Here is a 12,692-nt window from a genome sequence, read left to right on the forward strand (position 1 = left end):
CCGTACGGGTTGGACGCCGCCAAGACTGCCATGGAGCAACTGGCCGGTGAAACAGGTCAAGTCGGGGCAAGCCGGGTGATCGCACCGGCAGCGGCCGCGCCCCCTTCCTGTCGGGGGCGCGGCCGCGTGGTGTGCCGAGGGGCGCGTTACTCCGTACGCAGCCCGTCCGGGCGCATCAGCCGCAGCAGCGGCGGCAGGCTGAGGGCCGTCACCACGAGGACGACCGCCGAGCCGATGCCCGTCATGGCCAGGACGCTCAGCCAGTCCACGGTCACCTTGGTGTCCGTCATCTTCAACAGGACCGCGCCCAGGGTGAGGCCCACCACCGAGGCGAGGAGCAGGCCGAGGGCGACCGGGATCGCGGTCTGCCACAGCACCGAGAGGCTCAGGGTGCGGCGCCGGGTGCCGAAGGCGACGAGGACCGACAGGAGCTTCTTGCGCTCGCGCAGCTGCTCCAGCTGCGAGACGAGCAGGCTCGCCCCGATGAGCGCGAGGACACAGGCCGCGCCGACGAACAGTCCGGTGCGGATGGAGCCGAAGGTGTCGGAGCGCTCGCTCGACGAGTACGACCAGGGGCTCGCGAGCGGGTCCACCTTCGCCGCGGCGTTGCGTACGAGTTCACGCACATCCGGGACCGCCAGGTCGAGCTGGAGGTAGATCTCCCCGTCGAGGGTCGAGGCCGCCGCGGTGGGCAGCGCGCTCGGGGTGAACAGGAAACCGTCCCGCTCCAAGCCCTTCGGGTCCTTGCGCGCGCCGGCCTTCTTGATGTCCCGCGGCACCGTCCAGGCGACCTCCTTGCCCTTCTCGGAGTCGTAGGAGGGGTCGATGTAGAGCTTCTGGCCGGCTGCGGCGAGCTCCGGGGTGTCCGTGGCGTACTCGACGTCGTGCACGGCGAAGATGTCACCCTCGCGGCACGAGGGCAGCTTGGCCACCTCGCGCAGGGTGGCGCAGTCGCCGACGGTCAGCCCCGTGGACTTCTCGGGGTCCTTCCTGCCCTCGCCCAGCCAGCCGTCGGAGAGCGCCATGGCCTCGCGCACACCGCGGGTGTCGGCGAGGGTCTGCCGGGCCTCGGCGAGCGGGGCGGTCCGCGGTACGGACATCTGCATCTGGGCGCGCGAGAGGTCGTTGCCGGTGGATTCCGTGTAGTCGCCCTGGACTCCGGAGAACAGCATCTGCAGGGCGATCGCGCCCGCCACCGCCACCGCGATGCCGTTCACCATGCGGGCCGCCGTGCCGCTGCTCAACTGGAGCCTGCGGACCGCCAGTTGCCAGGAGACCGAGCCCGAGTTCAGCCGGGCCACGACGGCCTCCACGACCCACGGCAGCAGAGCGGTGATGCCGACGAGGAGCAGGATGACGCCACCGGTCACCATGTACTCGTTGAAGTTCCCGTTCTCGGTGCCCTTCCCGATCATCGGGACGAGCAGCCCGATACCGCCCAGCGGCAGCAGCAGCCGCCACCACAGACGGCGCCGCGCGGGCCTGGCCGTGCGCACCACGCCGAGCGGCTCGATGACCACACCGCGCAGGGCGAGCAGCGTCACCGCGACCGCGGCCGCCGGGACCGCGACGGCGATCAGGACGGCGAGTACGGGCGTCGGGTTGAGGTAGCTCGGGAAGACGCTGAAGCCGAAGACCTCGACGGAACCCGCGATCTGGCGTCCGACCAGGAAGAAGCCGGTGCCGAAGAGCAGCCCGAGCACCGCCCCGGAGAGCGCCTCGCCCGCGGCGATCCGGCGGGTCATCCGGCCGTCCGCGCCGACCAGCCGCAGCGCCGCGAGCCTGCGGTCGCGCCGCTCGCCGCCGAAGCGTACGGCCGCGGCGATGAAGACGCCGACCGGCATCAGCAGCACCACGAAGACCGTCAGGACGAGCAGGAGCAGGACCGGGTCCATCTCCTCCGAGGGCTGCTCCTCGCCCTGGAAGGTGTTGATGCGCGTGATGTTGGGGCCGCCGTGGTACCGGGCCAGGTTGTCGCCGCCCGAGTAGAAGGCGAGTTCGGCCGAACCGATGAGGCCCGCCTCACTGATCGTGGCGGTGATCCGCTCCGGCAGCCGCTCGCGCAGCAGCTTGGCGTCCTTGGACTCCAGCAGCTCCTTGAGGGCGGGGGACACGACCATCTCGCCCGGCGCGGGGAACTTCTTCAGCCCCGGCGGCAACGGTGCCCGCAGGCCCTCGGGCTCCAGCTGGCGGCCGCGGATGTCCTGGGTGCGGAACTCGGTGTCGACGTTCGCGACGAGCACGGTGTTGTCGGACTTGGCCGGCTCGGACTCGCTGTACACGAGGTCCGTGCGCGCGTTCTCGCGGTCGGACCGTGCCTGCATCGCGTTCGGTATCGCGGTGGTGAGCAGCAGCAGCGCCACGCCGAGACCGACGCCCACGCCCGTGAGCAGCACGCGCACCCAGCCCTCGCGGCCGCCGGTGAACGCGAACTTGGCACCCATGGCGAGGTCTTTCGACCATTGGCGTGCGCTCATACGACGCGCTCCATGTCCCGGGACTTGCCGTCGCGTACGACGATCTCGCGGTCCGAGTAGGCGGCGACGCGGGCCTCGTGGGTGACGAGGACGACGGCGGCGTTGGCGGAGCGGGCGGCGTCGGTGAGCAGCTCCATCACGCGTTCGCCGTTGAGGGAGTCGAGGGCGCCGGTGGGCTCGTCGGCGAAGAGCACGCGCGGGTCGGTGACCAGGGCGCGGGCGACGGCGACGCGCTGGCCCTGGCCGCCGGAGACCTCGCCGGGCCGCTTGGCCTTGAGGTCGTCGACCTCCAGCTGTTCCATCCGGGCCAGGGCGGTGCGCTCGGCCTCCTTGCGGGAGGCGCCGTTGAGCCGCAGCGGCAGGGCCACGTTCTCGACGCAGGTCAGCTCCGGTACGAGCTGGCCGAACTGGAAGACGAAGCCGAACTGGGAGCGGCGCAGCGCGCTGCGCTGGGCGTCGTTCATCGTCGCCATTTCCTGGCCGCCGTACATGATCGAGCCCGAGTCGGGCGTCACGATGCCGGCCAGACAGTGCAGGAGGGTCGACTTGCCGGAGCCCGAGGGGCCCATCACGGCGACGACCTCGCCCGGGTGGATGTTGAACCCGGCGCCGCCGAGGGCGTTGGTGGGGCCGTACGCCTTGCGCAGGTCGTGGGCCACGAGCAGGGAGCCTGCGGGGGTCATCGAGTCACCGCCTCTGCGAGCTTGCCGAGGCGCGCGGCGGTGAGTTCCAGCCAGCGCAGGTCGGCTTCGAGATGGAAGAGTGCGTGGTCACAGATCAGCTGGTCGGCGAGATCGCCCTTGCGCTTGCGGTCGGTGAGCATCCGCATCATGCGCAGGTGCTCGGCGCGCTGGGTGTCGAGGATCCCGGACGCGTCGCGGTGCGTCAGGAGGGCGAGGACGACCTTCGTGTAGAGGGTCGACTGGAGATAGGGCTCCGGCTTCTCCGGTGTGGCGAGCCACCGCTGGACGTCGGTGACGCCTGCCTCGGTGATCGCGTACCGCTTGCGCTCGGGGCCTTCGCCCGCCTCTATCCCGTCGACCTCCACGAGGCCGTTCTTCAGCAGCCGGGACATCGTCGAATAGACCTGGCCGTAGTGGAGCGGCCGGTCGTGACCGAACTTCTCGTCGAAGGCCCGCTTCAGGTCGTAACCGTGGCGGGGCCCGGACTCCAGGAGCCCTAGGAGCGTGTGACCGATGGACATGCGGAGCACTGTACACAGGGCGTATACACCGTGTGTATACGCACCGTGGATAGCTGCTTTCGAGGCGTACGGGTTCGCAGGTCAGGCTTGATTGTCACGGTTCTGTTACTGGGTGGCGGGTGGGGCGCCGGCCCCCTTCTTTTCGCCCCCGCCGCCCCTACCCATTCCCGTCACTAACTCAGGGGCTTCGCCCCCGAACCCCCAAAAGATTGCGCAGTTCCCCGCGCCCCTAGGTCTTTAGGGGCGCGGGGAACTGCGCAATCAGCCCCCACCGGCCCGCACCCTCATCGCAAACCCGCAGCCCCCTGCCCGTGGGTGTCTAGTCCTCGGGCTCCCCGGAAAGGGGAGGCCAGCAGGAACTCGATCTGCGCGTTGGCGGAGCAGGGACCCCGTGTTGAGGACGGGCTGCGGGGCGCGGTCGCCGCACGGGACCACCAACAGGTTCGACACCATCGCCGCCTTCCGCTCGGAGTCCAGCTCGACGATGTCCCTCCCCCGGCCTCGAACAACCTCGGCCGGGGGGACCCCCATGGTGATCCGGGCGAGCGCGTCCTCGACCATGCCGACCGCACCGTCCATGATCTGCCGCCGCGCGGCGACGACCGCGCCCGCCTGCGGCCGCTGGAGCATCGCGGAGGCGATCTCAGCGCCGGATGCGCGGGTCCGGCGCTGCCTGGGCCGCGCTGAGCACGGCCGACACGTCGAGGGTGACCTCGGCGCCGATCGACTCGGGGAGCGTGACGTGCTCGCCCCGCGGGTGGACTCGGTGCGTGTCGTAACCGGCCTCGACGAGATCGGTCAGCACATGGAGGCGGTCGTGCTTCCGATCGACGATCACGTAGACGGGGACCTTCGCGTTGCCGTAGGCCTTGACCTTCGTCCGCAGGTCGTTGCGATGGTTGCTCGACGTGACTTCGAGCACCAGGCGGAAGACCGCCGGGTCGTAGCAGTTGTACTCGACCAGGTGTTCCTCGATGTCGGCATCGACGACGCAGAGGTCCGGGACGGCGAAGTCCTCGGGGCCGTCGGGGAGCCAGAGGCCGACACTCTGGAGGACCTTCACCTCGTCTCCGTGTAGCCCGGCTGCCATGAAGGGGACCATAAGGTCGGTCAGCGCCCGCGCATGAGCGGCGTCCGGGGGCGGTGTCACGGTGAGTGCTCCTCCGAGGATCTCGACGCGGTACCCGGGGAGCTGCTCCATGAGCCGGTCGGCCTGGTCGAGCAGGGTCCGCGGCTTCTCGCCGTACGGGTCGGACCCCTCGGAACCGTGCGGGCGCTCGACAGGTGCTGCGGACATCTCGTACCTCCTGGGCTGGTGCCGAGAGCATCATCGTAGGCCGGGGCGGCCCGTGCTGTCGGGTGCGCGATGGTTCACACGTACGAGTGCGGAGCAACCTTCCAGCCCTCTCGATCGTCGGTTCCAAAGGGACAGTTCGGGACAGGTGCTGATTGTCACGTCCGCAAAAGACGGGATCGACCGTCCTATGTCCCCACGCGCGGTGTTAGTTTGCTGAGCTGACCCGAGCTGTGAACCTGTGAGACACGAGAGACGGAAGCGGAGCGGATCGGACCCATGGGACGAGCGGAAGAGAGACGAGCGCGGCAGCGCGGCGGTGGCCACCGCGCCGCGCCGAAGCGCTCGTCCAGAGCCGGCGCCAAGGGCGGTGCCGGGACCGGCGCCAAGGCCGGTGCGAAAAGTGGCATACGTCGCCTCTTCACCTGGAAGAAGCTCCTCGGTACGTTCTTCGGCCTCTGTCTGCTCGGGATGGCGGCCTTCGTCGCTCTGTACCTGATGATCGACGTTCCCAAGGGCAACGCCGCCGCGGTCCAGCAGAGCAACATCTACAAGTACAGCGACGGCAGGACGCTCGCCCGCGACGGCGACGTGAACCGCGAGCTCGTCGACCTGGACCAGGTCTCCAAGGGCGTCCGGATGACCTTCGTCGCCGCCGAGAACAAGTCCTTCTACGAGGACGCCGGCGTCGACTTCAAGGGCACGGCCCGAGGTCTGCTCAACACCCTCTCCGGCAAGGGCAAGCAGGGCGGCTCGACGATCACCCAGCAGTACGTCAAGAACTACTACCTGACGCAGGACCAGACCGTCACGCGCAAGCTGAAGGAACTGGTCATCTCCCTGAAGGTGGACCGCCAGGAGTCCAAGGACGAGATCCTCGCGGGCTACATCAACACCAGCTACTACGGCCGCAACGCATGGGGCATCCAGGCCGCCGCGCAGGCGTACTACCAGGTCGACGCGGAAGATCTCTCGGTCGCGCAGGGCGCGTATCTCGCCGCGCTGCTCCAGGCGCCGAGCCAGTACGACTGGGCGGTCGCGAGCGACACCAGCAAGAAGCTGGTCACGGACCGCTGGAACTACGTCCTGGACAACATGGTCGGGGAGGGCTGGCTGAGCGCCGCCAAGCGCGACGACATGAAGTTCCCCGTGCCGAAGGACCCCAAGGGCGCGCCCGGTCTGCAGGGCCAGGCCGGCTACCTGGTGGAGGCCGCCGACACCTCGCTGAAGAAGCAGCTCGTCGCGCAGGGCACGGCCGCCGACATGGACGAGGCCGAGACCATGGTCAAGGCCGGTGGCTGGACCATCACCCTGAACATCGACAGGAAGAAGCAGGCCGAGCTGGAGAAGGCCGTCAAGAGCCAGCTGACCAGCAAACTGGACGCCGAGAAGCGGGACATCGACGCCGACGTCCAGGCCGGTGCCGTGTCCGTCGACCCGAAGACCGGCAAGGTCCTCGCGATGTACGGCGGCGTGGACTACGTGAAGCACTACACGAACAACGCGACGCGCCGCGACTACCAGCCCGCCTCCACCTTCAAGCCGCTGATCCTGGCCGCGGCCGTCGACAAGGACGCCGAGACACAGGACGGCACGCCGGTCACGGCGAAGACGATCTACGACGGCACCAGCAAGCGTCCCGTCGTCGACGACGGCAAGAAGGTCGGCTTCGCCCCGCCGAACGAGGACGACGTCGACTACGGAGACGTCACCGTCCAGACCGCGATGAACAAGTCCATCAACTCCGTCTTCGCCCAGCTGGGTGTCGACGTCGGCATGGACCAGGTCATGAAGACCGCGGGCGACCTCGGCATGGACGTCGAGGGTGCCAAGTCGGTGCCCGCCCAGACCCTCGGCACGATGGGCGCGAGCCCGCTGGAGATGGCGGGCGTCTACGCGACGCTCGACAACCACGGCAGGAAGGTCACGCCGGCCCTCGTGAAGTCGGTCGAGCACAAGGACCGGGCGGTCACGTTCCCGAACCCGATCGGCGACCGGGTCATCAGCGTCGAGGCCGCCGACACGGTCACCTCGGTGCTGACCGGCGTGGTCGACGACGGTACGGCCAAGACGTCCGTACGCGACAACCCGGCCCGTGACGGCCAGCAGGTCGCGGGCAAGACCGGCACGTCCGACTGCAACAAGTCGGCCTGGTTCACCGGCTACACGCCCAAGCTCGTCACCTCGGTGGGCGTCTTCGGCGAGGCGGCCAAGGCGGGCACCACCCGCTGCGGCAAGGACAAGCCGGTCAAGGTCAAGGCGTTCAGCCAGGTCACGCTGCAGGGCGCGGCCGGCGGCGGCCGGGTCAACGGCGGTGGCTTCCCGGCCCAGATATGGGCGACGTACACCTTCGGCGTGATGGGCGGTGTCTCCAAGTTCGACCTGGACACCGACCAGGGCGCGGCCGTCCAGCCGACGATCACGCCGACGGCCACTCAGCCGTCGACGACCCCGTCCGACGATCCGACCACCGAGGACCCGACGACGAAGCCGCCGACCACCAGCCCGCCTGCGGAGAGCAGTCCCGAGGAGACCCCGACCGAGAGCGAGGATCCTCCGACGCCGACCACCAGCGCACCGTCACCACCGGACGGCATAGAACTACCGACGGACCCGGACGACCCACAGTCGGATCCGTAACCGGCGATACGAGTTCCCCGCGCCCCCTTCAGGGGGCGCGGGGAACCAGTAGCGGCCCTCAGTCCCCGTTGACCGAGTGGGCGATCCGGTCGCCGATCTCCTTGTCGATGTTCCGCCAGTACTGCAGCGCCCGCTCCAGCACGGGCCGGGACACATCGGCCAGCAGATGCCCGCTGACATTCGACACGAGCCGGTCCCGGGCGGCGTCGTCGAGGACCTGCCGGACCATCGTCCCCGCCTGCCCCCAGTCGTCGTCCTCCCGGTGCCGCTCGGTCGCCTCGCGCACCAGCTCGCCGGCGGTCTGCCAGCTCGCCGGATCGCCGAACTGCCCGTAGTCCGCCGCGGGTCCGCCGTAGGAGTTGGGCGCGTACGGGCGGGCCGCGTTCGACGGCACGTACCGCATCGGGCCGTCCTTGGCGTACGAGTTGACCGGAGCGTGCGGCCGGTTGGGCGGCAGCTGGGCGTAGTTGGGGCCGATCCGGTACCGGTGGGTGTCCGGGTACGAGAACAGCCGGCCCAGCAGCATCTTGTCCGGCGAGGGGCCGATGCCCGGCACCAGGTTGGACGGCTCGAAGGCGGCCTGCTCGATGTGGACGAAGTAGTCCTCGGGGTTCCTGTCGAGGACCATCCGGCCGACGTCGATCAGCGGGTAGTCGCCGTGCGGCCAGACCTTCGTCAGGTCGAACGGGTTGAAGCGGTAGTCCGCCGCGTCCTCGAACGGCATGATCTGGACCTTGAGCGTCCAGCTCGGCGCGTTCCCGGACTCGATCGACTCGTACAGGTCCCGGCGGTGCTTGTCCGCGTCCGAACCGGCGAGTTCGTCGGCCTCGTCCTGTGTGAGGAAGTCGATGCCCTGGTCGGTCTTGAAGTGGTACTTCACCCAGAACCGCTCACCGGCGCCGTTGATCCACATGTAGGTGTGGGACGAGTAGCCGTTCATGTGGCGGTACGTCTTCGGGATGCCCCGGTCGCCCATCAGCCAGGTCACCTGGTGCGCCGACTCGGGCGAGAGCGTCCAGAAGTCCCACTGCATGTCGTTGCTGCGCAGCCCGGTCACCGGGTGGCGCTTCTGCGAGCGGATGAAGTCCTGGAACTTGATCGTGTCACGGACGAAGAAGACCGGCGTGTTGTTGCCCACCAGGTCGTAGTTGCCGTGCTCGGTATAGAACTTGAGCGCGAAACCGCGGGGGTCGCGCCAGGTGTCGGGCGAGCCCTGCTCACCGGCGACGGTCGAGAAGCGCGCCAGCATCTCCGTGCGCTTCCCGGGCTGGAACAGATCGGCCTTGGTGAACTGGCTGACGTCATTGGTCACTTCGAAGAATCCGTACGCGCCACTGCCCTTGGCGTGCACCACCCGCTCGGGGACCCGCTCCCGGTTGAACTGGGCCATCTTCTCGATGAGGTAGTGGTCCTGGAGCAGGATCGGGCCGTCGGGACCGACGGTGAGCGAGTGTTCGTCGCTCTCCACCGGAATTCCGACGTTGTTCGTGGTGTACGGAGCCTTCTGGGGTGTCTGCGTCACGAGCGTCCTCCCGTCAAGAAGAGAGTCGTAAGGTCGCTTCGGCCACCCCAGCAGTCAACTCCGCCGACGGGATGTCGGCAACATTTGGACGCGGTCCAATTCCGGTTCGATTCTCACCGGCTGCCGGGGGGCGTCCCCCGTGGGTACCCCTCGATCAGGGATCGACTCAGCAGCGGTCCGATTCAGTAGCGGTCCGACTCAGCCGTGGTCCGACTCAGCCGTGGTTCAGCTCGAACCAGACCACCTTTCCGGTGCTGAGCCGGGTCGCGCCCCACCGCCTGGCCAGCTTGTTCACCAGGTAGAGCCCGCGGCCGCCCTCGTCCGTGGCCCGTGCCTGCCGCAGCCGCGGCAACTGCGGCACGTCGTCACCGACCTCGCAGCGCAGCACGTCCGTACGGAGCAGACGCAGCGTGACCGGCCGTGACGTGTAGCGCACGGCGTTCGTCACGACCTCGCTGACGAGCAGCTCCAGGGAGTCCGTGAGCTCCTCCAGACCCCAGCGGGAGAGCGCCTTGCGGGCCAGCCTGCGGGCCCGGCCGGGCGCCGCGTCCTCGGGGTCCAGATGCCAGAACGCGACATCGCTCGGCGCGATCCCGTCGAAGCGGGCGGCGAGCAGCGCGATGTCGTCGTCCCGGTCGCCCGGGCCGAGCATGTCGAGCACCTCGTCGCACAGCGCCTCGAGGGGCGGCGGATGGTCGGCGCCGGTCAGCTGCGCGGTGGCGGCGAGCTTCTCGCGCAGCTGCTCTATACCGGTCCACACGTCACGCAGCCGCGACTCGACCAGACCGTCGGTGTAGAGCAGCAGGGTGGCGCCGGCCGGCGCGTCCAGCTCGACCGCCTCGAAGTCCACCCCGCCCACGCCGATGGGGGCACCCGGCGGTACGCGCAGGACCTCGGCCCGGCCGCCCAGGTGCAGCAGGACGGGCGGAGGATGGCCCGCGTTGGCGATGGTGATGCGGTGCGCGACCGGGTCGTACACCGCGTACAGGCAGGTCGCCATGCGGTCGGTGCCGAGCCGCTGGGCCTGCTCGTCCAGGTGGTGCAGGACCTCCTGCGGAGGCAGGTCGAGACCGGCGAGGGTCTGCGCGGTCGTCCTCAGCTGGCCCATGATGGCCGCCGAGGTCATGGAGTGGCCCATGACGTCACCGACGACGAGGGCGACGCGGCTGCCGGGCAGCGGGATCGCGTCGTACCAGTCGCCGCCGACCCGGGCGGTCTCCGCGGCCGGGAGGTACCGCGACGCCAGCCGCACGCCGGTCGGGCGCGGCAGCGTCTCGGGCAGCATCGTGCGCTGCAGCTCGTCCGCGATGTACGCCTCGCGTCCGTACAGCACGGCCTTGTCGATGCCGAGCGCGCTGTGCGTGGCGAGCTGGGCCGCGACGAGCAGATCGTCGGTCTCGAAGGCGGGCCGGTCCGGGCGGCGCAGGAACAGCGCGGCGCCGATCACGCGGCGACGGCCGCGCAGCGGGGCGAGGATCGCCCGCTGGCCGCCCGGCACCGTCAGGTCCTCGCCGATCAGCTCGGGCAGCGCGGCCCGAGCGGCGGGCGCGTCCGCGAAGACGGGCCGCACCCCGCGCAGCACCTCGTTCAGCGCGCCACCGGGCCGTACGGTGCACAGCTCGGCGGTGATGCCGAGGTCGGGCTCGGGCTGGAGCGCGGGCAGCAGGAAGCCCTCGGTGTCCCGGTCCTCGGGGATCCGGTCCGTGCGCCGCAGCCGCAGCACGACGGGCCCGGTGGGCCGTTCGTCACCGACGGGCAGCGGGTCGCGCAGATAGACGAGGATCGCGTCCGAGAAGGTCGGCACGGTGGCCCGGCACAGGCCCATCACGATCTCGTCGAGGTCGATGCCGCGGGCGATCCGCCGGGTGGCGGCCCCCACGAAACGCAGCCGGTCGCCGTCCCGGCGCATGGGCATGGGAGTGCCCGGCGCGGCCCCCTGCCCCGTACGCCGCTCCTTGCCGCTCTGGACCGCGGCCGCCTCGGCACCCGACTGGGCCGGGATGGTCTCGGGCGCGGGCCGCGGGCGATGCGGGTCCGGCTCCGTGACGGACGGCTGGGAATGCTCGGACCCCGAGCCGGCGGGAGCGCCGGTCGGGCCGTGACCGCCTGAGGGCGCGGGAGGGCCCTGGCTGCCGGCCGGGGTCCCGGACGCGGCGGGCGTGCCCGTGGCGGCGGCGAGGGCGCCCGACGGCGTGGGGGAGCCGGTCGGGCCCTGGCCGTCTGAAGCGGGCGCACCCGGGATCCCGGGTGAGGCGGGGGCCTCGGCCGGCCGTCCCTGTGCGGGTAAACCGGTGGAACCCCGCGCCGGCGGCTCCGGGGTACGCAGAAGCGCCCCGCGGGGGTCCGCGGGGGCGGTGGGCCGGGCAGCGCTTGGCTGGCGGCGCTCGTTGGAGGTGGGGTGCTCCGTCACGCGTGTCGAATCCATCCGTCCGGTGCTGCGCGCCGTGCGTGCAGTTCGTCCCGCAGAAATCCCGATACCCGGAATGCGTGCCCCAGGAACGGAATCACCGCGTGGTCAGACAGCCTCTCAGAAGAGGGACCGTCGGGCACCGGCGGGAACAGCCCGTCCGGCCGCCTCCTGACCGTACCGCTGTGGCCCTCGTACCCCTCGCTCACGTCCTGCCGCCCCTCGGTGACGTTCGGTCAAGCCCAGCGTGTGCTCCGGGAGTTGTCGCCTCGCGCCCGCCCGCCACCCGACCACCACTCCTCAACGACGGTGCTGCGCACCGACCGTGACTGTTCGTTGCGGAGGACGATCCTACGGTTCTACCACGGGGGCACATCAAGGGTCTCACGTGGACACGTGCGCGGGCGTACGATCCCAGTCGTCCGGCAGCGACGGTACGGACCAGGACGGATCCGGGCGCCAGTGCTGCCAGCCGTCCGACAACGGCGGGCCCCAGGCACGGATCACCTCCACCGCGGCCCGGCCGGCCTCCCGCACCCGCGCGGCCAGTCGGGCGTCCATCAGGCCGTCCCGCTGGGCCTGCGCGAACTCGTCCTCGTCGCGCCAGTCCCAAGTCCGGTCCGGGTTCACCGAGATGTCGAGGAAGTGGTCCTCGGAGTCCACCCCGCCGGCCCATCTGGCCAGCGGTTCCTCCAAGTTGACGTACCAGTTCTTGAACTGCCAGCCCGGCTCCCAGAACAGCCACACCGACCACGGCTCACCGGGCCGCGCCAGCTTCAGCACACCCGTGCCGAACCAGTGGCCGCGCTGCACGGTCCTCGGCTTCGTGTAACGGGACTCCAGCGGCTCCACGTGCACGGGCGTGCCGTCGGCGAGGACGGGCTTCACGCACTCCGTCCCGGGGGCCAGCCACACGGCGAGCAGCTCCTCGTCGTCCCGCACGACGGTCACGGGGCGCACGATGTGGAAGCGCTCGCCGGCGTTCTCCCGGTAACGCCACAGGATCCGACTCCCGGGGTTCCAGTACGCCGCCGACCCGCCCGCTTCCACGTGTGTCACCGCTCCACCCTCTGCCATGAACAGATATTAGGTGCCCATGGCATACGACGCTGCGGCGCGCGTCACGGTTCGCGCGCCGGGCCGGATGA

8 protein-coding genes and 1 pseudogene are annotated in these 12,692 nt (G+C 70.2%); 1 reads left to right on the forward strand and 8 read right to left on the reverse strand.

Annotation, left to right across the window (positions count from 1 at the left end):
• Positions 1–146: 146 nt before the first annotated feature.
• The 5 genes and pseudogenes from ACIBEI_RS12125 to ACIBEI_RS12145 all read right to left on the reverse strand — a co-directional run bounded on the left by ACIBEI_RS12125 (position 147) and on the right by ACIBEI_RS12145 (position 4,978).
• Positions 147–2,477, reverse strand: a complete 2,331-nt coding sequence (locus ACIBEI_RS12125; protein WP_398887727.1) for an ABC transporter permease — start codon at positions 2,475–2,477, stop codon at positions 147–149.
• Positions 2,474–3,160 carry an ABC transporter ATP-binding protein gene (locus ACIBEI_RS12130; protein ID WP_398887729.1) on the reverse strand — a complete coding sequence of 229 codons (687 nt, stop codon included), beginning with the start codon at positions 3,158–3,160 and terminating at the stop codon, positions 2,474–2,476. The genes ACIBEI_RS12125 and ACIBEI_RS12130 overlap by 4 nt, the downstream gene beginning before the upstream one ends.
• Entirely contained in the window at positions 3,157–3,681 is a 525-nt protein-coding gene (locus tag ACIBEI_RS12135) for a PadR family transcriptional regulator (RefSeq protein ID WP_398887732.1), read from the reverse strand. Before ACIBEI_RS12135 ends, ACIBEI_RS12130 begins: the two co-directional genes overlap by 4 nt.
• 381 nt (positions 3,682–4,062) lie before the next feature.
• Positions 4,063–4,338: pseudogene (locus ACIBEI_RS12140) on the reverse strand (hypothetical protein); the annotation flags it as partial.
• Entirely contained in the window at positions 4,325–4,978 is a 654-nt protein-coding gene (locus ACIBEI_RS12145) for a Uma2 family endonuclease (protein ID WP_398887734.1), read from the reverse strand. The gene ACIBEI_RS12145 and the pseudogene ACIBEI_RS12140, both read right to left, overlap by 14 nt.
• Before the next feature lie 276 nt (positions 4,979–5,254).
• On the opposite strand from ACIBEI_RS12145, the gene ACIBEI_RS12150 reads away from it, so the two are divergent.
• Positions 5,255–7,615, forward strand: a complete 2,361-nt coding sequence (locus ACIBEI_RS12150) for a transglycosylase domain-containing protein (RefSeq protein WP_398887736.1) — start codon at positions 5,255–5,257, stop codon at positions 7,613–7,615.
• Positions 7,616–7,673: 58 nt separating this feature from the next.
• Here ACIBEI_RS12150 and ACIBEI_RS12155 read toward each other — a convergent pair whose 3' ends face one another.
• From ACIBEI_RS12155 to ACIBEI_RS12165, 3 genes are all read right to left on the reverse strand, one after another.
• The gene (locus tag ACIBEI_RS12155; RefSeq protein ID WP_398887738.1) at positions 7,674–9,137 is read right to left on the reverse strand and encodes a catalase; all 1,464 of its coding nucleotides are present in this window, start codon (positions 9,135–9,137) and stop codon (positions 7,674–7,676) included.
• A 214-nt stretch (positions 9,138–9,351) separates the two neighbouring features.
• On the reverse strand, positions 9,352–11,562 hold the full coding sequence (locus ACIBEI_RS12160; protein WP_398887740.1) for a SpoIIE family protein phosphatase: 2,211 nt from the start codon (positions 11,560–11,562) through the stop codon (positions 9,352–9,354).
• A gap of 366 nt (positions 11,563–11,928) precedes the next feature.
• Positions 11,929–12,621, reverse strand: coding sequence for a DUF402 domain-containing protein (locus ACIBEI_RS12165; RefSeq protein ID WP_398887742.1), 693 nt, complete (start codon positions 12,619–12,621; stop codon positions 11,929–11,931).
• Between the last annotated feature and the right edge of the window lie 71 nt (positions 12,622–12,692).

This window comes from Streptomyces sp. NPDC050988 (assembly GCF_044456225.1).
GTDB lineage: Bacteria > Actinomycetota > Actinomycetes > Streptomycetales > Streptomycetaceae > Streptomyces.